The sequence below is a fragment of the Nitrosomonas sp. Is37 genome, assembly GCF_033063275.1.
Lineage (GTDB): Bacteria > Pseudomonadota > Gammaproteobacteria > Burkholderiales > Nitrosomonadaceae > Nitrosomonas.
Genome location: NZ_JAWJYP010000006.1, coordinates 101260 through 122076, shown reverse-complemented (window position 1 = coordinate 122076; position 20817 = coordinate 101260). Strand labels below are relative to the sequence as shown.

The 20817-nt window shown below is 42.0% G+C and carries 22 protein-coding genes and 1 pseudogene; 12 read left to right on the top strand and 11 right to left on the bottom strand.

The genetic code is table 11. The features are described from left to right. Positions 1–104 precede the first annotated feature (104 nt). Entirely contained in the window at positions 105–623 is a 519-nt protein-coding gene (locus tag R2Q26_RS04635; protein ID WP_317535195.1) for a VCBS domain-containing protein, read from the top strand. A 236-nt stretch (positions 624–859) separates the two neighbouring features. On the opposite strand, the gene R2Q26_RS04630 is transcribed toward R2Q26_RS04635, so the two are convergent. Genes R2Q26_RS04630 through iscR form a run of 8 tightly spaced genes read right to left on the bottom strand, consistent with a single transcriptional unit; the run spans position 860 to position 7589 of the window. After that, positions 860–1420: a NifU family protein gene (locus R2Q26_RS04630; RefSeq protein ID WP_317535190.1), complete on the bottom strand. Its 561-nt coding sequence runs from the start codon at positions 1418–1420 to the stop codon at positions 860–862. 52 nt (positions 1421–1472) lie between these two features. Beyond that, entirely contained in the window at positions 1473–1955 is a 483-nt protein-coding gene (sufU, locus tag R2Q26_RS04625; RefSeq protein WP_317535189.1) for a Fe-S cluster assembly sulfur transfer protein SufU, read from the bottom strand. Beyond that, positions 1955–3217 carry a cysteine desulfurase gene (locus R2Q26_RS04620; protein ID WP_317535188.1) on the bottom strand — a complete coding sequence of 421 codons (1263 nt, stop codon included), beginning with the start codon at positions 3215–3217 and terminating at the stop codon, positions 1955–1957. The genes sufU and R2Q26_RS04620 overlap by 1 nt, the downstream gene beginning before the upstream one ends. 3 nt (positions 3218–3220) lie before the next feature. Then, positions 3221–4516, bottom strand: coding sequence for a Fe-S cluster assembly protein SufD (gene sufD / locus R2Q26_RS04615; protein WP_317535187.1), 1296 nt, complete (start codon positions 4514–4516; stop codon positions 3221–3223). Continuing rightward, on the bottom strand, positions 4513–5310 hold the full coding sequence (gene sufC / locus R2Q26_RS04610; protein ID WP_317535186.1) for a Fe-S cluster assembly ATPase SufC: 798 nt from the start codon (positions 5308–5310) through the stop codon (positions 4513–4515). The genes sufD and sufC overlap by 4 nt, the downstream gene beginning before the upstream one ends. Further along, complete coding sequence (gene sufB, locus R2Q26_RS04605; RefSeq protein WP_317535185.1) at positions 5307–6743, bottom strand: Fe-S cluster assembly protein SufB; 1437 nt, start codon at positions 6741–6743, stop codon at positions 5307–5309. The genes sufC and sufB overlap by 4 nt, the downstream gene beginning before the upstream one ends. A gap of 2 nt (positions 6744–6745) precedes the next feature. Then, positions 6746–7099: a HesB/IscA family protein gene (locus R2Q26_RS04600; RefSeq protein WP_090572213.1), complete on the bottom strand. Its 354-nt coding sequence runs from the start codon at positions 7097–7099 to the stop codon at positions 6746–6748. A gap of 22 nt (positions 7100–7121) precedes the next feature. Continuing rightward, a complete protein-coding gene (gene iscR, locus R2Q26_RS04595; RefSeq protein WP_090572212.1) occupies positions 7122–7589 on the bottom strand; it encodes a Fe-S cluster assembly transcriptional regulator IscR in 468 nt (155 codons plus the stop codon). Between the two features lie 742 nt (positions 7590–8331). On the opposite strand from iscR, the gene R2Q26_RS04590 reads away from it, so the two are divergent. The 6 genes from R2Q26_RS04590 (at position 8332) to R2Q26_RS04565 (ending at position 14132) form a co-directional block, all read left to right on the top strand. Continuing rightward, positions 8332–9369 (top strand): IS481 family transposase, encoded by a 1038-nt coding sequence (locus R2Q26_RS04590; RefSeq protein ID WP_317535194.1) that lies wholly within the window; start codon positions 8332–8334, stop codon positions 9367–9369. A 211-nt stretch (positions 9370–9580) separates the two neighbouring features. After that, the gene (locus R2Q26_RS04585) at positions 9581–10231 is read left to right on the top strand and encodes a shikimate kinase (RefSeq protein ID WP_317535184.1); all 651 of its coding nucleotides are present in this window, start codon (positions 9581–9583) and stop codon (positions 10229–10231) included. Positions 10232–10266: 35 nt separating this feature from the next. Beyond that, positions 10267–11367, top strand: coding sequence for a 3-dehydroquinate synthase (aroB, locus tag R2Q26_RS04580; RefSeq protein WP_317535193.1), 1101 nt, complete (start codon positions 10267–10269; stop codon positions 11365–11367). Beyond that, on the top strand, positions 11360–12481 hold the full coding sequence (locus R2Q26_RS04575; RefSeq protein ID WP_317535183.1) for a deoxyguanosinetriphosphate triphosphohydrolase: 1122 nt from the start codon (positions 11360–11362) through the stop codon (positions 12479–12481). The genes aroB and R2Q26_RS04575 overlap by 8 nt, the downstream gene beginning before the upstream one ends. A gap of 94 nt (positions 12482–12575) precedes the next feature. Beyond that, positions 12576–13331 (top strand): ankyrin repeat domain-containing protein, encoded by a 756-nt coding sequence (locus R2Q26_RS04570; RefSeq protein ID WP_317535182.1) that lies wholly within the window; start codon positions 12576–12578, stop codon positions 13329–13331. A 141-nt stretch (positions 13332–13472) separates the two neighbouring features. Further along, positions 13473–14132, top strand: a complete 660-nt coding sequence (locus R2Q26_RS04565; protein WP_090570222.1) for a tetratricopeptide repeat protein — start codon at positions 13473–13475, stop codon at positions 14130–14132. Positions 14133–14229: 97 nt separating this feature from the next. Here the strand turns inward: R2Q26_RS04565 and R2Q26_RS04560 are convergent. Then, a pseudogene (locus R2Q26_RS04560) lies at positions 14230–14459 on the bottom strand (nitroreductase family protein); the annotation flags it as partial. 138 nt (positions 14460–14597) lie between these two features. Between R2Q26_RS04560 and R2Q26_RS04555 the strand changes: the two are divergent. Next, entirely contained in the window at positions 14598–15203 is a 606-nt protein-coding gene (locus tag R2Q26_RS04555) for a cytochrome P460 family protein (protein ID WP_317535181.1), read from the top strand. A 326-nt stretch (positions 15204–15529) separates the two neighbouring features. Further along, on the top strand, positions 15530–16102 hold the full coding sequence (locus R2Q26_RS04550) for a peroxiredoxin family protein (RefSeq protein ID WP_090570228.1): 573 nt from the start codon (positions 15530–15532) through the stop codon (positions 16100–16102). Between the two features lie 80 nt (positions 16103–16182). Here the strand turns inward: R2Q26_RS04550 and gloB are convergent, their stop codons facing one another. Next, complete coding sequence (gene gloB, locus R2Q26_RS04545) at positions 16183–16947, bottom strand: hydroxyacylglutathione hydrolase (protein WP_317535180.1); 765 nt, start codon at positions 16945–16947, stop codon at positions 16183–16185. 33 nt (positions 16948–16980) lie between these two features. Here gloB and R2Q26_RS04540 point away from each other — a divergent pair, with 33 nt between their 5' ends. From R2Q26_RS04540 to dnaQ, 3 genes are read left to right on the top strand one after another with little or no spacing between them, the layout of a single operon-like run. Further along, a complete protein-coding gene (locus R2Q26_RS04540; RefSeq protein ID WP_317535179.1) occupies positions 16981–17775 on the top strand; it encodes a class I SAM-dependent methyltransferase in 795 nt (264 codons plus the stop codon). 20 nt (positions 17776–17795) lie between these two features. After that, positions 17796–18296, top strand: a complete 501-nt coding sequence (gene rnhA, locus R2Q26_RS04535; protein WP_317535178.1) for a ribonuclease HI — start codon at positions 17796–17798, stop codon at positions 18294–18296. Then, positions 18296–19000, top strand: coding sequence for a DNA polymerase III subunit epsilon (gene dnaQ, locus R2Q26_RS04530; protein WP_317535177.1), 705 nt, complete (start codon positions 18296–18298; stop codon positions 18998–19000). The genes rnhA and dnaQ overlap by 1 nt, the downstream gene beginning before the upstream one ends. Positions 19001–19073: 73 nt before the next feature. On the opposite strand, the gene R2Q26_RS04525 is transcribed toward dnaQ, so the two are convergent. Beyond that, positions 19074–20459, bottom strand: a complete 1386-nt coding sequence (locus R2Q26_RS04525) for an aspartate aminotransferase family protein (RefSeq protein ID WP_317535176.1) — start codon at positions 20457–20459, stop codon at positions 19074–19076. Positions 20460–20817: the final 358 nt, after the last annotated feature.

Genomic DNA, 20817 nt, shown 5'->3' with positions numbered 1-20817 from the left:
GGAGAACTTCCTGTAGCAGATCATTTTGATCTGGTTTGTTCAGGTTAAAAAGATTACTATCTATCATAGCGGTGTGTTCCTTCATTGGTGGTTGATCTGCCGAGATCTTTACCAACAGGTTACACCGCTTCCTTCTCCTGTCATACACCAGAAATGATCATAGCTCTACCCTTCGCAATGATGATGTAAACGTCCAAGCTTTAAATGATGAGGAGACAGTTTATGACATGCTGACTGTGAAATCTCTAGATGGCACTGAGCAAGAAATTAAAGTGACAGTTAATGGCGCCGATGAGTCTGCTGATATCGGTACCGGAAGTACTGATAGCGGTAACGACATTTCAAATTCACCTAAAACGTATATTGTTAATTACGGACAAGATGCTATAAATCAAAGAAATGTGATTGAGGGTTTTGATAGTAATGATATGCTGAAATACGCTAAAAATCTCAAATGGAAGGGAGATTCAACGATAAATTATGATGGAAGTATGGATGGGTCTGAAGAATCAACTGCAGTATATTTTGATTTTACAGCTGGTAAAGGTCCTAACGCTGTAACTCACCATATCGAAGTTATTCTTGTTGGATATACAGGATTTAGCGAAGCTCAGCTTATTTAAGATTATTCCATATTGAGAATATAGAAGAAGTAAAACAAATGGCCCTATTAAAATTCATTAATAGGGCCGTTTTTTGTGTATGGTGATCTGCCGCTTTCTTGCTTTCGGTAAGCCATAAATCTGATATTCAAGTTCTTGGATTTGATCATTCAAGAAGCCTAGATATTAACTCAACTTGCTTTCTGATAATCTTAAAAAGCTGCACTTTATTCTTGAATTTACTTATCTATACTTTCTCAGGCAGAGACAAGCACCATATCCGGCTCAATTGTTCTTAACAATCGCTCAATTCCTCTGAGTGTTCCAGAGATCGAGCTAGGGCAAGTACCACATGCACCTTGATAATGGATTTTGAGAACATTCCCTTCAAGACCCAATACATGAAGATCTCCGCCATCATTTTGTAAGTAGGGACGAACTTCCTCATCTAATAATATATTGATGCGCTCAAGTCGTTTTTGGTCCTCAGGGTTCAAGTTAGCTAATATTTCATTTGCTGCTGCTACTGTCTCAGTAGATTGTGCATGAGCTGCTGGTGCAGACCGGATCGGATCGGCAACAGCACGCGCGAGATCTTGCCAGTCAGCTTCACCATCTTGAGTAATCGTAATCCAGCGGTCGACATAAAAGACGTTGGTAACATGATCTATTTCGAATAAAGCTGATGCCAATGGATCATCTTTTGCTTGTTCAGCACTGTCATATGAATGACTTACGCCCCAGGTAAGAGGTTCTTTTAGAACAAACTTCAAAGCATTTGGGTTAGGGGTACCTTCTATTTCAGCTATTTTTGGCATTTTGTTTTAACTATTTTTATAGTGTTTTTATGCTATCGCTAATTTTTTCTGGTTAGCCATTACTTGTAGCAGCATGGATTGAATCTTCTACTGTTTCAGTCGATACGAGAGCATCAGAATTCAGTGCAGCTTGCAAGGTATGCCAAGGCAGAATTGCACATTTGACCCGTGTAGGTAGATCACATACTCCAGCAAATACAGCTAGTCTTCCAAGGTGATGAGGTCCTGAAAGATCAAGATTACCAACCACCATTTCCCGAAATTCTTTTATCAAAGTTTCTGCTTCTGACCGTGACCTCCCTTTGACAGTAGCCGTCATCATTGAAGCGGATGCTTTACATATAGCACATGACTCTCCATGAAATGCAATACGATCAATGTGCTCTCCTTCCATGTGCAAAGCAAGGTCGATGCGATCACCACATAAAGGATTGTGCCCTGTGGCGTGATGATTTGCATTATCAAGCGTGCCATAGTTACGCGGCTTACGATTATGATCAAGAATAACTTCCTGATAAATTGATTTTAAATTCATTATGAAAAAACCTTTTGTATAGAATGAATACCAGCTATCAAAGCATCAACCTCTGTCTTAGTATTATAAAAAGCAAATGAGGCACGCGATGTTGCAGGTATTTTGAAGCGCTGCATAATGGGTTGTGCGCAATGGTGACCCGTGCGTACAGCGATTCCTTCTTGATTAAGGAGTGTTCCCACATCATGAGGGTGAACACCATCAATGGTAAATGACAAGACAGCAACTTTCGTCTGCGTATTACCGATGATATGAACACCGGGAATAGTTTCAATCTGTTCGGTTGCGTAATTAAGCAGTTTATGCTCATAAGCTGCAATCGCATCTAACCCAATCTTCGATAAATAATCAATTGCGGCACCAAAGCCAATCGCAGCAGCAATAGGAGGAGTACCTGCTTCAAATTTATACGGAATAGTGTTGTAGGTCGTTTTTTCAAAGGATACCGAGGCGATCATATCACCCCCTCCTTTGAAAGGTTGCATGGATTCTAGCAATTGAGCTTTACCATAGAGGATACCTATTCCTGTCGGTCCACATAATTTGTGGCCAGAAAAGGCATAAAAATCACAATCCAGATCTTGCACATCGATTTTTATATGGACAGCAGCTTGCGCGCCATCAATCAAAACCGGTACCCCTTGTTGGTGAGCAAAAGCAATCATGTTTTTAATCGGATTGATGGTGCCCAGTGCATTCGATACATGCGTTATTGCAACAAAGCGAGTTCTAGGATTAAATAATTTTTCATACTCATCAACTAATAGCTCGCCCGCGTCATTGATAGGTACAACGCGGATTGTTGCGCCTTTTTCCTCCGCTAACATTTGCCATGGCACAATGTTTGAGTGATGTTCAAGGTTCGTTAAAATAATTTCATCACCACTCTTAATAAATTTGCGACCATAACCATGCATGACTAGATTAATGGCATCTGTTGTACCACTGGTAAAGATGATTTCTCTATCTTCACGAGCATTGATAAAGTGTTGCAATGTGCGTCGTGCCGTTTCATATTCCTGTGTGGCTATTTCAGAAAGGTAGTGCACCGCACGATGGATATTTGCATGCTGAGTTGTTTGATATCGCACCAGACAATCAATGACTGGTTGAGGCATTTGGCTTGATGCTGCGTTATCCAGATAAACAAGTGGCTTATCGTTTACTTTAAGATTGAGAATGGGAAAATCGGCACGATATCGTGCTGCCAACTCTGAAGTTGGGAAAGTATTCATGTCTAATAAGGCATCAACTAATTTCATGTTTCAGGATATCTGTGTTCTTGCAAGGACGATTTCTTCGAGTTGCCTTTTAAGTGAAGAAATTGGAATGCGATCAATCACTTCACCACCAAATGCATAAGTTAGCAAATTACGCGCAGTCAATTCAGAGAGGCCGCGACTTTTTAGGTAGAAAATTTCTTCTTTATCGAGTTGACCTACTGTTGCGCCGTGCGCGCATTTGACATCATCAGCAAATATTTCAAGTTGTGGCTTGGTATCAATACGGGCTTTATTAGTCAGTAAAAGATTGCGGCTTAGTTGCGTTGAATCCGTTAACTGAGCATGTGGGCGTACCATGATTTTTCCATTGAATACCCCATGTGCCATCCCATCGACGATACATTTATGGAGCTGGCGGCTCTTGCCATGCGGTTTCGCATGATCGATGAATGTATGGGTATCGGCAAGTTGACGTCCAGAAATCAATACCAATCCATCTGCAGCACATTCAGCACCTTCACCTGACAATATCACATTCAGGTTATAGCGGGAAATATAAGCTCCTAACGTTATGCTGACTGAATGGTACTGACTTGCATGAGCAAGAGATACCGTACAATTTCCAATATGGAATGCCTGCTGATTATCGCGCTGTACACGAATATGGTTGACATGTGCGGTATTGGCAAGACTCATTTCAACGACTGAGTTCGTCACATAAGGCGCTGCTTCAGTAGTAATGTAATCCTCGATAATTGTCGCATTACTACCAGCTTCGGCAATCAATAGGCAGCGAGGATAACTGGTAACTTCTGTTTGCTTGGATATGAACAGCAAATGAATAGGCGTAGTTACTGACTTATTCTTCGGGATAATGATACAGGCGCTATCACGAAGAAAAGCAGTATTTAACGCCGTAAAAACATCATTCTGAAATTCTGCTAGCTGACCAAGATAGCGAGCAATCGTATCCCCATGAGTAGGAAGGAGCGATGATAAATTGCCAATAATAGCACTTGCATTATCAGCAATGTTTGATAGCTCGGGTACAAATTGACCATCTACAAATACCAGCCGACAGCTGGCTTCTTCGAGATAGCAATGTTTAATATCCGAGAGTTGTACTTTGGGTGCTGCATGGGCTACTGGATAAGGCAGACGACTAAGAGGTGAAATATCAGTAAAACGCCATTCTTCATCTTGAGTCGACGGCATCCTGAGCGTACCAACGCTATCCATCGCGTTTGCACGAAGCTGATCAAGCCAGGATGAAGCTGGCGGTCTTTGCCATGACTGAAGGAGGTTATCAAGATAGCTATTGCTAGTGGCTGTACTCATAGCCGTACTCCAGCTGTTTTACTATGATCATCGGCATTTATCCAGTCATAGCCATGGGCTTCCAGTTCCTTGGCAAGTTCTTTACCGCTTGTTTTGATGATTCGTCCAGCTTCCATCACATGTACATAATCAGGCACAATATAGTCAAGCAAGCGTTGGTAATGCGTAACCAAAATGGTTGCATTATCTTTATTGGTAAGCTGGTTCACACCATTGGCTACAATCCTGAGCGCATCAATGTCGAGTCCTGAATCTGTTTCATCCAGAATGGCGAGTTTTGGCTCGAGTAATGCCATTTGTAGAATTTCATTACGTTTTTTTTCTCCGCCCGAGAATCCCTCATTAACGCTACGATCCAGAAAATCTGGATTCATTTCGAGTAATTTCATTTTCTCGCGTACAAAATCATCAAATTCAAGAGGGTCAAGTTCTTCTTTGCCACGTTGGGACTGAACTGTATTGTATGCTAACCGCAAGAATTGATTATTAGCGACGCCTGGTATTTCGATTGGATATTGAAATGCAAGAAACACACCGGCACGAGCACGTTCTTCCGGTTCAAGATCAAAAAGATTTTGATCGTTGAAGATAATAATTCCCGCAGTTACTTCATAAGCAGGATGGCCAGCTAGAATTTTGGCAAAAGTACTTTTGCCAGATCCATTGAGCCCCATGATTGCGTGTATTTCTCCACTCTTGACTGTGAGATCAAGGCCTTTAAGTATCTCAATACCGTTTACATTTGCATGTAAACCACGTACTTCAAGGATTGTTTTACTGTCCTGATTGATCATCCGACACTTCCTTCCAATTTAAAACTGAGTAATTTCGTTGCTTCAACTGCAAATTCCATAGGTAGCTGTTGAAAAACTTCTTTACAGAATCCATTGATTATCATTGATACAGCTTCTTCAGCACCAATTCCGCGCTGGAAGAAATAAAAAAGCTGATCTTCACCAATCTTTGAAGTGGATGCTTCATGCTCAACTTTAGCGCTATTATTATTGACCTGGATATAAGGAAAGGTATTTGCGCCGCATTGATCACCAATGAGCATCGAATCACATTGTGAATAGTTACGAGCGTTCTCAGCTGTAGGTGCAATTCTTACTAAGCCACGATAGCTACTATTGGAATATCCCGCTGAAATACTTTTACTAATAATAGTGCTACGCGTATTTCTTCCGATATGAATCATTTTTGTGCCTGTATCGGCTTGCTGATAATTATTGGTAACAGCAACCGAATAAAACTCTCCAACAGAATTTTCGCCACGTAAAATGCAGGAAGGATATTTCCAGGTAATGGCAGCTCCTGTTTCAACTTGGGTCCAGGAAATGCGCGAATTAACTCCTTTCGCTAATCCACGTTTAGTAACAAAATTATAAATACCCCCAACGCCTTTTTCATCTCCCGCATACCAGTTTTGAACAGTCGAGTATTTGATTTCGGCATTATCCAGCGCAATCAGTTCAACGACAGCTGCATGTAATTGATTAGTATCAAACTTAGGTGCAGTACATCCTTCCAGATAGGAAACAGAAGCACCTTCTTCAGCAATGATCAGCGTACGCTCGAATTGTCCTGATTCCTCAGTATTGATACGAAAGTAAGTCGACAAATCCATAGGACATTTAACGCCCTTGGGGATAAAACAAAATGAGCCATCGGTAAATACTGCTGAATTAAGAGCTGCATAGAAATTGTCGCCAACAGGTACAACTGTTCCAAGATATTTTTTAATTAATTCTGGATGAGTTTGGACAGCCTCAGAAATCGAGCAAAAGATAATTCCGACTTCAGCGAGTTTTTCTTTATAAGTCGTTGCAACGGATACACTGTCAAAAATGACATCAACAGCAACACCTGCTAACGCTGCTCGTTCATGCATGGGTACGCCAAGTTTCTCAAATGTGCGTAGCAATTCAGGATCTACCTCATCCATACTAGCTAATTTTTTCTTCGGCTTAGGTGCTGAATAATAACTGATCGATTGATAATCAATTTTTGGGTAATTGACGTTTTGCCACTGTGGTTCAGACATGCTGAGCCATTTTTCATAAGCTTGCAGTCTGAATGTAAGCAACCATTCAGGTTCATTCTTCTTGGATGAGATCAATCGAATGATTTCTTCGTTAAGTCCTTTGGGTGCAATATCTGATTCTATTTCTGTGACGAAACCATGCTTGTAAGGCTGGTTTACAAGATTTTGTAGTACAGCACTCATTTTTATATATTTTCCTTAGACTCTTCAGGTGTTTTGAGGCTGAAGCTTTCACCGCAACCGCATGTATTTCCAATATTGGGATTGTTAAACTTGAAAGTACTATTTAAACCTTCTTTGACAAAATCTATCTCTGATCCATCAAAATAAGATAGGTTATCGCGTTTTATAACTATTCTTGCGTTATGCGACTCAAAGAGTTGATCTTCTTCTTTCATTTCATCTGCATAATCAAAGATATAAGTAAAACCGGAGCATCCGGATTTTTTTATACCTATCCGTAGACCCAACCCTTTACCACGCTTTGTTAGTTGCTGCTGAATTTGTTTGGCTGCACGTTCAGTCAATGTGATCGCCATAATTTTTCTCTATAAATTAAAACTAAAATGCTGCTTCACGCATATCGTATAACTTGACAACTGCTTGTTCACGCTGCTCATCACGTTGTTTTTGTTCATCGACCAATTGCCTTAATGTTACGCTGCCAAGATAATTGAAAATAATGTCATTGAGCTCTGCCCATAGATCATGGGTCATGCATTTGCCATCATTCAGACAATTTTCTTTACCGCCACATCGCGTGTTATCAATTGGTTCATCGACAGCGAGAATAATATCTGCGATAGATACTTGCTCCAGGCTCTTAGCTAAGCAATAACCGCCACCAGGACCACGCACACTATCAACAAGTTCACGTTGGCGTAATTTTGCAAACAATTGTTCAAGATATGACAGTGAAATTTTTTGACGTTGACTGATATCAGCAAGTGTGACAGGTCCATTGCTGTGCTGCATCGCGAGATCTAAAAGTGCTGTCACTGCGAATCGTCCTTTCGTTGTCAGTCTCATACCATATTCCTTAGTACAATAAAAATTAGGTAAGTAAAAATTGAGGTTTGTTATGTAAATAATACTTGATCATTTTTGTCAACTATATAATACCTGACTGAACTAGTCAACTATAATAACTAAGATTTAGAGTTCTCAAGTAAGTTCAATAAGTTAGTCTCTTATTTGGTTGAAAGTGAATGATTGATGTGTAAATTAAATCAATGGGTTATTTATGGACATCGGCGAATACATTTGTTCCATCTTAGTTTTGGTTGCGCGTGACAAAAATAAGTCAGTAATTGAAAAACTCCTGGGCTGGAATGTATTGCCTACTATAGATCATGGTCGCAAATAGATTGAATTTATTGCGTTTTTCGGCTCAGATAAAAAATGATGAAAGAAAGCTTTAGTCCAGCTGAGTGCTGAGTAATATGAGTGGTGCGGCAAATTATGTTTGAACGCGAGTGTGGCTAAATGCGTTCATAAATTGGCGAGGGGGTGGACCTGAGTTGCGCGGTAGTAAGCAAGATCATTGCTTGCTTTGGAGGGGTAAACGGCTCATCTAGTTTTTATTTGCTCATCAATGAGCGCGACAAAAAGATTTTCCTGATTCAGAAGAATCCCAAGATTCTTCCCGCAATCCCATATCAGAATTTGGTTAGCGGAACCCAAGAAAGAGAGCTAAAAAGTGTTTTCCTAAGAGATGTTTAGTCCCATGGTGTGCTGGTGTAATATACGAACAGCTACGGAAGGAGGAATTATGGGACAAATTCTGCATGGAAGCGCCCGCACGACGGAGGCGGTGCGTCGAACGATACAACATAGTCAAGAGAGCCTGAACGTTCTGGCGAAGCAGTACGGCATCAATCCGAAAACCGTAGCCAAGTGGCGCAAGCGTGACTTTGTCCATGATGCGCCGATGGGACCGAAGGAACCTGCCTCCACGGTTTTAAAGCCAGAGGAAGAAGCTATGTGTGTGGCTTTTCGGCGGCATACGCTCTTGCCTCTGGACGATTGCCTTTATGCGCTGCAGCCCACGATCTCGCATTTGTCACGCTCGACCTTGCATCGCTGTTATCAGCGTCACGGCATCAGCCGGTTGCCGGATATCAAGAGTGACAAGCCTGCAAAGAAGAAATTTAAAAACTATCCGATTGGCTATTTTCATATTGACTTGGCTGAAGTGCGCACAGAAGAAGGGAAGCTTTATCTGTTCGTTGCCGTCGACCGGACATCGAAGTTCGCTTATGTGGAATTACACGATAAATCAGATAGGGAGATATCGACGGCATTCGTGCACAACCTGGTTAAGGTAGTGCCTTACAAGATACACACCATCCTGACCGATAACGGCAGTCAGTTTTGCCACCCACCACGCTATCGCAACGGGCCAACAGCGCAATGGATTACGCATATGTTCGACCTGTGCTGCAATGAGTATGGCATCGAACACAGACTCACGAAACCAAAACATCCCTGGACGAACGGACAGGTCGAGCGCATGAATAGAACAATCAAAGAAGCGACTGTGAAACGCTATTATTATGATTCACATGACCAGTTGAAGGCCCACCTACATACTTTTGTGATGGCATATAACTTCGCCAGACGGCTGAAAATCCTTAAGGGCCTCACGCCTTACGAATACATTTGCAAAATATGGACAAAAGAGCCAGAACGATTTAACGTTGACCCTTTCCAGCACATCGTGGGACTAAACATCTCTAAGGGGATTGGGGAAAGCATTCCCTATGACGTGAGCAATTTTATCAGAGTCTCATTTGGGAGGTGTTTATAACACTGACTGAGGTTCCATAGCGATCAACGGGGATGTGGGGGCTCAGTGGCATGATGCTGAGTAATTTTGTGGCATTTAGTCTAATTTTATTTATTATCTTGGCGCGCAGGGAAGCAGGGTTGGCTATTTGTAAAAATTAGAATAGATGAATTTTTTTATGGACTGTTTGGAATCTCTGCGTAGGCGAAAGTATTCCGTTACAATTGTTCTTATGCAATTAATCAAACCAACTACAAAAAAAAATCACGATGTAAAGTTTTTACAGGGGAATGTTATTCTCGTAGGTATGATGGGTGCTGGGAAAACTACGATTGGTAAATTACTGGCAAATTACATGGGTAAAACGTTTATCGATTCCGATCATGAGATTCAACAGCGTACTGGCGTTAAAATTCCTTTGATTTTTGAAATTGAAGGAGAGGTTGGGTTTCGTAGACGTGAAACGGAGGTGTTGCATGAGCTGGTGCAAGCAGAGAATATTGTGCTTGCTACTGGTGGAGGAGCAGTGCTGAGTGCTGAAAATCGTGCTTTATTAAGACAGCATGGTATCGTGGTTTATTTGAGTGCATCCGTGGATGAATTGCAACGAAGAACGCGCTCTGATAAAAATAGGCCATTACTTCAGACAGAGGACTTGCATGCGAGATTAACAGAGCTTCATGCTCAACGCGATGCTCTATATCGCGAAGCAGCGCATATCATTATAGATAGCGGAAAACAAGGGGTGCGCTCTCTCGTACAACGGCTCGCCCGAAAACTGCTTTTCTTCAAATTTAAAAAACTCCGGGCTGAGGCGTTAAATCGAAAAAAAAACGCGATCAAGGCTTATCAATCAAATAATTATGAATCCCAGAAGGGGTGAGTTTTTCCCGAAAATGATTACTTCATATGAATGACATGCAGACTGTTAAGGTAGCGTTATTTTCTCCTAAGCAGGATCGAAGTTATCCCATCCATATCGGTAATGAGATATTAGAGCGGGTAGATTTGATATTGCCTCATTTGCCTCAAAAACGGGTTGCGATTGTAACTAATACTACTGTAGCCCCTCTTTATCTGGATAGATTCCGTATGGCGTTAGAGCGGCATGAGGTCTGCTCAATTGCAATTATTTTGCCTGATGGTGAGGATCATAAAAATTGGCAAACATTAAATTTGATTTTCGATGCTTTATTGGAGCAACGCTGTGAGCGAAAAACTACCCTGATTGCATTGGGAGGAGGGGTTATTGGTGATCTGACAGGGTTTGCGGCAGCGACTTATTTGCGAGGCGTACCTTTTATTCAAATTCCTACTACATTACTCGCGCAAGTGGATTCTTCAGTGGGCGGTAAGACAGGTATTAACCATCCGCTTGGCAAAAATTTGATTGGTGCATTTTATCAGCCACGAGTTGTGCTGACAGATAGTAAAACACTTAATACCTTGCCGGACAGAGAATTGCGTGCCGGCATTGCAGAAGTGATCAAATACGGTCTCATACATGATGCTGATTTTTTTACGTGGTTGGAGCAGAACATTACTGGGTTGATTGCGCGCGATGCTGACATTCTAAGTAAAGCCATTTGTCGCAGTTGTGAGATCAAAGCGGAAATTGTCGCCGCAGATGAGCGTGAGAGCGGCATGCGGGCACTGCTTAATCTTGGCCACACCTTTGGTCATGCAATTGAAAACGCAATGGGTTACGGTGTATGGTTGCACGGTGAAGCGGTTGCTGCGGGCATTATAATGGCTGCAGAGCTGTCAAAACAACTAAAATTTATCAATGAAATCGATTTCGAACGCATACACAGTATATTTGAAAAGGCAGGGCTACCGGTCATTGCGCCAAAACTTTCTCCAGATGATTACTTGAGATTGATGAAGCTTGATAAAAAAGTAGAAGAAGGGAGAATGCGTTTTATTTTGCTGAAGCGTATTGGTGAGGCGATGATGAGTCATGATGTTCCTGCATCAACTTTAAGAGGGACGTTGCTAACTTGTATGGCAAATGAATGACTTGGCACCTTACGCAGTATCATCTGTTAATTCGCGCGGACGCCTCATCAAAGAAACACCTCCTGCTGGTCGTAGTGAATTTCAGCGCGATCGTGACCGGGTAATTCATTCAACAGCTTTCCGTCGGCTCGAATATAAAACACAGGTATTTGTTAACCATGAAGGTGATTTGTTTCGCACTCGCTTGACACATAGTCTGGAGGTGGCCCAGATTGGACGTTCTATTGCGCGAAATTTGCAGCTGAATGAGGATTTAGTTGAAGCAATAGCGCTGGCGCATGATCTAGGGCACACACCTTTTGGCCACGCAGGGCAGGATGCTTTGAATGATTGCATGAAGGAATATGGTGGTTTTGAGCATAATCTTCAGTCTTTAAGAATAGTTGATGTGCTTGAAGAACGTTACGGTGCTTTTGATGGTTTGAATTTGTGCTTTGAAACCCGTGAAGGCATCCTCAAGCATGTTTCTAGAAAAAATGCCGAAAAGCTGGGTGAAGTAGGAGAGCGTTTTTTAATCAACCAAAGACCTTCACTGGAGGCACAGCTTGCCAATTTTGCTGATGAAATTGCGTACAATAATCATGATGTGGACGATGGTTCACGTTCCGGTTTTATTACCTTGTCGCAACTGGAAAAGATAGAGATATTTTCCAGACACCTATGGCAGGTGAAAAGAGACTATCCGAATATTGATGGCCGACGTTTAATTCATGAAACGATACGTGGCATGATTAATAGTGTAGCAACAGATTTAACCCTGCAAAGTAAAAGCAACATCGAAAATGTGCGGCCAGATGGCCTGGATGCAGTGCGATCAGCGCCATACTTGATTGGATTCAGCGAAAAGATAAAGCAGGAGCAGCAGGAATTAAAAAGCTTTTTGCGGGAGAATCTTTATCGGCATTTTCAAGTAACACGCATGAGTAATAAGGCGCACCATACGATTAAAATGTTATTCAATGCGTTCAACTCAGATATCCGATTACTACCTACAGCATATCAGATTAAATTTTCTCAATATGGACATCAGGCTATTGCAGATTATATTGCAGGCATGACTGATCGTTTTGCAATCAAGGAATATCAACGATTATTTATCATCAGTGAAAGTTAAAATTCATTTTGGTGAATAACAGAAGATTTTAAATAGATCTATCTGCTACTGATTACTAAGTTGAGTGAATACATATAGAAGAGGAGGAATAAAAATGCTCTGGTCAAGGATTGATTTATATGCTTTAGGAGTCCTGATAGGGTTACTGCATTTTACAAACCATGCATTGGCTGGTTTAGAAAACAATGATCTGGTTAATGCAGCTACACGCGGCAGCTTGTCCCAAGTGAAAGCGTTACTTTCAATGTCTGAGAAAAATTATGAAACACGCGATAAGAATATGGCATTGGTAGGTGCAGTGGAGAATGGCCACGAAAGTATCGTCAAGCTTTTGCTTGACTCTGGAGTAGACGCAAATGTGAAGGCAAAAAATGGCCGGACTGTGTTTATATTGGCTGCGCAGGATAACCGCCTAGGTATCGCGCAGGCATTACTTGCTGCTGATGCAGATATAAACGCGGTTACCGACAATGGAATGACAGCATTGATGTTAGCGTCGCAAAGAAATCACCTGGAGATAGTACGCTTATTGCTCGAAACGGGTGTTGATGTCAATGCCGCTACAAATGAAGGTGTTACAGCACTTATGTTTGCATCGCAAGTGGGTAACCAAATCGTTGTCCAGTATTTGCTGCAAGCAAACGCCAATGTTAATAGCCAAGCAAAAAATGGTGCAACTGCGCTGATGCTAGCCGCACAAAATGGCCATCAAGGAGTGACAATGACGCTACTTGCTGTGGGTGCGGAAATTAATACTAAGGCAGAAAATGGTGCGACTGCATTATTGCTGGCTAAAAAATATGATCATAAGGGTGTCATTGAATTACTTCAAAAAGCAGGTGCCAAATAGAGATTATTCTGAGTAATAATCTTATGAATTTCTTATTGATTTATCAGCTTGAGTTTGATGGTTTATCTGACTGTAGTACAACCAAAATGGTATAATTTTCATTAAATTTTTACCTGCCGATAAGAAGGGCAAAACTACTAGATGAATACGCGTGCTTTTACATTAATTGCTTTATTACTGCTTGCTGGCTGCGGTGAAGGTACATCCCCTGGAACAGATGAATCTTCAACGAGATTCCCGGATGAGATCACTGCCATCAATGAATTGCCTTCCGTATTTGAAGAAGGATTAACTCCGGAACAAAAGGCTGATTTGCTGAAAAAAATCATGCCAATGGCGGATGATGGATTATCACCTGAAGAACGATTTCTAAAATTACGCCAGGATGCGGAAGCGGGCGATGCCGAAGCGCAGACTGCTCTTGGTTTCTTGTTCTATTCTGGAGAGGCCATATCCAGGGATGCGACGGGAAAAATTATGGACTATGACCTTGAATCAGCTGCAGGCTGGTTTCATCGTGCTGCAGAGCAAGGGCATGCGGGTGCCCAATTTAATCTGGGTCTGATGTACGCCGAAGGTCATGGCGTTCCACAAGATCCCGCTAAAGCAGTGGAGTGGTTTACCAAGGCTGCTGAACAAGGCAACGTGGATGCGCAAAATAACCTCGGTGTCATGTATCTAGTAGGCGAGGGTGTGCCTAAAGATATGAATAAAGCGATTGAATGGTTTGAGAAGGCTGCGAAACAGGGAAATGAAGAAGCCAAAGAAAATCTTAAGGCAATACGAGCCGCGGGAAATTAGGCTGATACGTCATTTTTTTATTGGTTTGTATTTAGTTTGTATTTATTCTCAGATATTTCTAATTACAAAGTATTGCAAGGAAGCATGGGGAGAGAGTCTAGAATTTGTTATAAGAGATGACTTCTTTTAAAGGAAGTTGCCCACCACGTGGCCATGCTTCCTTGATTCCCCTGTCAATGGCAACAAACATTGAGATCACATGGTCTTCAGGTAGTTTAATCAGTTTTGTGACTGCTTCAAAATCAAATCATCCATCGGGCAAGTAGCATACCCCATTTCTTGAGCTGCTAGCATAAGCGTCATTGCTGTCATACCGCATGAGCGCATCGCTTATATTTACATGACAAGTGTAATTGATTCTTGCCTTGACGCAGTATGCAGCTCTGTCTACCATTAAAAAAGAGAGCGGTCGTTGTTGATAGCTGTTTTCTGGGTCTTCTGATTTAATTACTTTAGGGATTGATTATGTCACAGTTTAAAAGAACGTTGTTAGGTGGTTTGACGCCATTATTGTTATCTGGTCTGCTAGTTGGCCAGGCAACTTCTGTTACTGCTGGTCAGCATGATGATCGTCATGAACATGGCAGAACAACCTATGCTCATTTCAACAAGGATGGAGAGCTGCTAACACCTAAAAATTACCGTGAATGGATTTTCGTTGGTGCACCTGTGACACCAAAAGATATGAACGATGGCAATCCAGCATTCCCTGAGTTTCACAATGTGTACATTGACCCTGTTAGCTGGGCACACTGGAAGCAAACTGGAAAATTTCGTGATGGTACAATTATTGTTAAAGAATTGGTTAGTGTCGGTGCCGAGGAAGCAGCCAGTGGCAATGGTTACTTTCAGGGAGAATACCTCGGCATAGCTGCTACAGTCAAGGATTCCAAGCGTTTTGCTGATCGACCTAATAACTGGGCATACTTTGGTTTTGAAAGCTATGAAAGCAAGAGCGCAGCCCCACAAACTGATGAATCTTGCAATACTTGTCATAAAGAAAATGCCGCTGAAGACAACGTGTTTACCCAATACTACCCCGTATTGCGTGCTGGCAAACCTGGAAAGTAAGTAAAGCAACCTGATAAAGTGATGAGCAGGAGAAAAGGCTTGCTGCAATAATCCTCTCAAAGTTTTAGAAAGAGGGGGCATTTTATTCTCAGCGCTTCTCGGTGCAGAATAACTTGCCCTTTCTTTTTTAATAAAATTTAAAGAGATTTCATGCAACTCGCTTGTGTTCATGTTGTTGCTTCCTAATTCCATTATCTCCAATCAGAAATGAGGTAAAGGCAAGTTCGTTAACAGTATTAACAATATGGCAAGAGGAAGTCGACAAAGTAAATTTTGATTTAAAATTATAATAATATGCAGTTTCTAAAACAAAAGGTAGTTAATTAATGAAAACTAATCAAGCAAATGGAAAAATTTTAGCGCCAGAACTCCAGACAGTCAGTTGGCTTAATACCCCTCAACCTATTACATTAGCATCATTGCGCGGTAAGGTTGTATTACTCCATGCTTTTCAGATGCTGTGCCCAGGCTGTGTGCAAGTTGGTATTCCTCAGACGCAAAGGATATTCGAAGAATTCAATTCAGATCAAGTTGCCGTGATTGGCCTCCATACGGTCTTTGAGCATCATTCAGTAATGGGTCGTGAAGCACTTGAAGTATTTGCTTATGAGTATCGATTGCGTTTTCCGATTGGGATCGATAAGCCGAATGATCAGCATGTCATTCCGCATACCATGATGACTTATCAGATGCAAGGCACACCCACGACTATTCTGATCGATAAGACTGGTCATCTGCGTATGCATAAATTTGGTCATGTCAGTGATTTTATATTGGGTGTATCAATAGGTACTTTGCTTGCAGAAGAGGTCGATGAAACCGAACAGCTACAGTCTGCTCTAAGCAAGCAGAATGAGGCTGAATCTGTAGGTTGTGGGACGGATGGTTGTGCAGTTTAATTGCATATCAATTTAGCAGACTCTTTTTTCGCTTACTTCGATTTAGGGGAGTATAGAAAAGTAAATTTCGGAAATTTGATTTAGTAGATATCTTTCCATTTGCGAATTTCTGTAAAAACACTGAGGGGGTCTGACAGTGTTTTGCCTGAATGCTGGCTAGCAGCATGAATGATTGCTAACTGGTTGCATCGCAAAAAAGGATTCGTCGCTTTTTCGATGGCTAATATTGCGGGAAGCGTTGGCATATCGCGCTTTCTTTGTTCTTCTATTTCGATTGCGCGTAGTGCTAAGATTGGATTGTTGGGATCGATAGCCTTTGCAAATCGGACATTGGACAAGGTGTACTCATGCGTGCAGTAGACAAGGGTTTCATCAGGCAGGCTGGCTAGTTTCTGAAGTGAGGCATACATCTGTTGTGCACTGCCTTCGAAGATGCGGCCACAGCCACAGGCAAATAGGGTGTCGCCACAAAACAATGATTTTTCACCATAATAAGCAATATGTCCTGCTGTATGACCGGGTATATCCAATACGACCAGATCAAGTGATAACTCCGAGAGATGAACAATATCACTTTCTTTGAGGCCATGCGTAAGCCCAGGAATGTTTTCATTTGCAGGGCCATATACTGGCAGAGAATATGCTTGCGATAATGTAACATTGCCGCCAGTATGATCGTTATGGTGGTGTGTATTGAGAATGGCGATGGGTTGCAATTTCTGCTGCTGAAGATAAGCTAATACTGGTGTTGCGCTTCCTGGGTGGACAATGGCAGCATAATGCTGGTCGTGAATTACCCAGATATAATTGTCTTTAAAGGCGCGAACAGGGTAAATATTGAGCATGATGTTTTTTCTCGGTTTAGTAAAAATATATTTATGATAAGGCTGAGCACTAACAGCATCATGACTCTCTCCGTGCATGCTCAGGCTATGCAGCAATGGTTTGAGACTTCGCTAGGCCAATATTTGCTTGGGGAGGAGCAAAGCTATTTTGATCAAGCAGTTATCAATATTTTTGGTTATAACGCTTTGCAAATTGGATTTCCTCAGTTGAATTTTTTACGTACTAATCGTATCCCTTTTCGGTTTCGTCTTGGCATCAGCCCGGGTGCATCCTTCTATGCGTTACCTGATTTCCTGCCTATCGAAAGTGGCAGTATGGATTTGGTATTGTTACCTCATATATTGGAATTCAATTCTAATCCACATCAGATTCTTCGCGAAGTACATCGTGTTTTGATGCCAGAGGGTCATGTCGTGATCAGCGGTTTTAATCCCTTCAGCCTTTGGGGAATGAATCGGTATTGGAAGACAGCAAGAAATGAATTTCCCTGGTGCGGCCAATTCATCGCATTACCTCGTCTCAAGGATTGGTTGAAGCTGCTCGATTTCGAGATTGTTGGAGGGCGACTCGGCTGCTATGCGCCTCCTTTCGGTAAAGAGAAATGGATAAAGCATTTTCATTTTATGGAGGCCGCAGGAGATCGTTGGTGGCCGATTTCCGGTGGCGTTTATTTCTTACACGCGATTAAGCAAATCCATGGCATGCGTATTATTAAACCTTGCTGGGAAAATAGTTTGTCTACCAAAAGAAAAATTGTGCCTGCGACCCAGAAATTCAAAGACATTGTAAAAGAGCGTAATCACGCTCGACAACCAATCATAAAATAAAATACAAAGAACTGATAAATATGCAAGATGCTACATGCGTGGTGGAGATATTTACGGATGGTGCCTGCAAGGGAAACCCGGGCGTAGGTGGATGGGGTGCTTTGCTGAAATACCAAGGAAGTACATGGGAATTATTTGGTGGTGAAGCAATGACGACTAATAATCGGATGGAATTGATCGCAGCAATTCGTGCATTGCAGGCGTTAGCATCACTGCCAGTTCCAAGGCAATCTTGCGAAATACAACTCCATACTGATTCTCAGTATGTGCAGAAAGGTATCAGTGAGTGGATACATGCTTGGAAAAATCGGGGTTGGCGTACTGCTGATAGGAAACCAGTCAAAAATGAAGAATTGTGGAGAGAGCTCGATCAATTGTCACAGCAATATCAAATTGAATGGTGTTGGGTGCGGGGGCATGCGGGACATGATGGAAATGAGCGAGCAGATGAACTGGCTAACCAGGGAGTGGAATCAGTGACCACAAGAAAAGGAAACTCAGGCGAAAGGGTGAGTAATTGATGCGGCAAATTTTTCTTGATACCGAAACAACCGGTTTAGATCCCAAATTGGGCCATCGAATTGTTGAAATAGCCGCTGTTGAAATGTGTAACCGGCAATTGACAGGCCGTCATTTTCATTACTATCTAAATCCCGAGCGAGAAAGCGAAGCAAGTGCGTTGCAAATACATGGTCTGACCACTGAGTTTCTGCAAGATAAGCAAAAATTCCGTGATATTTGTGCGGCATTTCTAGATTTTATTGAAGGTGCAGAGCTTCTTATCCATAATGCGCCTTTTGATGTAGGGTTTCTTGATCATGAATTAGGGTTGATCAGGTTACAGCCACTAAAAAATTACTGTACCGAGATTACTGATACTCTCATTATTGCCAAAGAGATTCACCCCGGTAAGCGCAATAATTTGGATGCGTTGTGCGAGCGTTATCAGATTGATAATTCGAGGCGTACCTTACATGGCGCATTACTGGATGCGGAGCTTCTAGCCGAGGTCTATTTAGCCATGACCAGAGGGCAAGAAAGTTTGTTAATGGATTTGGATATCGCGCCATTATCGTTTGATACAGCAATCATCGTGGAAAATCTGCATTTGACAGTATTGCCTGCCAATGACAAAGAACTTGAATTGCACGAGCGGCAGCTTGAGAATATCGATAAAGAAAGCAAAGGGAAGTGCTTATGGAAACATGTAGCGTTCAGCGCTTAGCTCAAAGGGGGGGGGGGGCTCTACATACCATGCTCTACCATGGAATGCTTTTTATAGTTTTCTTTAAAAATTGTTAAGTACCGGCTTTTATTCGCAGAGCCTTAGTTGCAAGCGTTTTACCTAAATCCCAAACTGCAGCAGGACCACGATGTGCATCACGGATAACAGCTTTGGTCGCATCTACTATCCACTTGATATCGGATTCTGTAAGTATGAGTGGTGGAATAAACTTGACAATATTCATGCCATGCCCTGCTACCTGGGACAGAATGCGATGCCGGGAAAATAAGGGGACGGTAATCATTTGCGAGAATAATCCCTTGTTAGCCGCTTCTAACATTTTCCAGGACATCCTAAGAGACAGGCTTTGGGGTTCAGTAAATTCTAAGGCAATCATCATGCCTTTTCCTCGAATTTCCTTCAGGCATTCATATTCTCCGACAAGGGGTTGCAGTGCATCGACAATAGCTTGCCCGGATTGAGCAGATTTTTCGATCAGATTTTCTGATTCCAGTACTTCCAGGGTGGCCAATCCAGCGGCCATGGCAAGGTTACTTTTGCCGAAAGTGCTGCCATGAACGACGGCGCGGTCCATACGATTGAAAACACGATCAAAAATCCATTCCTTGCAGACCAGTGCGCCGACAGGAACGAATCCTCCCGATAGCGCTTTTGCCATGCAGAGTATATCTGGTACGACTGACCAGTGTTCTACAGCCCACCATTTACCAGTACGTCCCAGTCCCGTTTGTACTTCATCTGCGATAAATAATGCCTCATAGCGCCGAGTTAGCTCAGCAGCTTGCGGTAAGTAATGATCATCTGGTATCCAGACGCCATGCCCTTGTATCGGCTCGGTTATAAAGGCAGCTACATCTTTCTGGGAGAGCGCTTTTTCCAAAGCGGCAAGATCTCCAAAAGGTACTTCAATAAAGTCTGGCACGAGTGGGCCAAATCCTTGTTTGTAATGGGAATCCCCGGTAGCAGAAAGTGAACCAAGACTAAGACCATGATACCCTCCCCGGCAGTAAACAATTTTGGATTTACCTGTAGCATAACGGCTGAATTTGATCGCTGCTTCGACCGTTTCTGTTCCAGAGTTAGCAAAGAAAACGCGCTCCAGACCTTCTGGACTAATGGCTACCAGCTTTTCTGCTAACATACCAGACAACAAGGAGACATCCAGTTGCACCAAATTGGGAAGATCTGCACTGAGTACATCTTTAAGTACTTGGGCGATTTGCGGATGATTGCGTCCTAATGCGAATACTCCGAAGCCGCTTAGTAAATCAAGATAGCGATTGCCTTGATCGTCAAAAAGATAAGCTCCTTCAGCCTTTACATAATGACGATCAAAGCCTATTGTTTTTAACACTTTCACCATCTGACTGTTAAGATACAGATCGTGTAAGGTGAAATTTTCTCTGCCCCGTTGCCGAATGAGTTCCTGAATATTCATAAACCAAGTTCCGTGACAGAATTGCATGCAAAAAGTTGAAAAAACATGTTTGAATCTTATGGGGTCAGAGAGGCTTTTAGTTTAGAGATCTTATCGTGGATGCTTAAATCAAGGGTGGGTATGACGGAAAAAACACTATGAATGTATCTGATACTCAGATAATAAAATTTAGGAAAATACGAGGTTTAAAATAGTTAATTCATTCTGAGCAATCAAAAGCGTTTTCTTTTGAGAGCCATGACATTATCCTTGTCTAGTTATGAAGCTGTCAATACTAAAGTGCTATAAAGTAAAATGTAAACATTAAGCAGTTGAATTGATTGTACCAGCTAATTTGGTTAATCATAACATCTTGTCT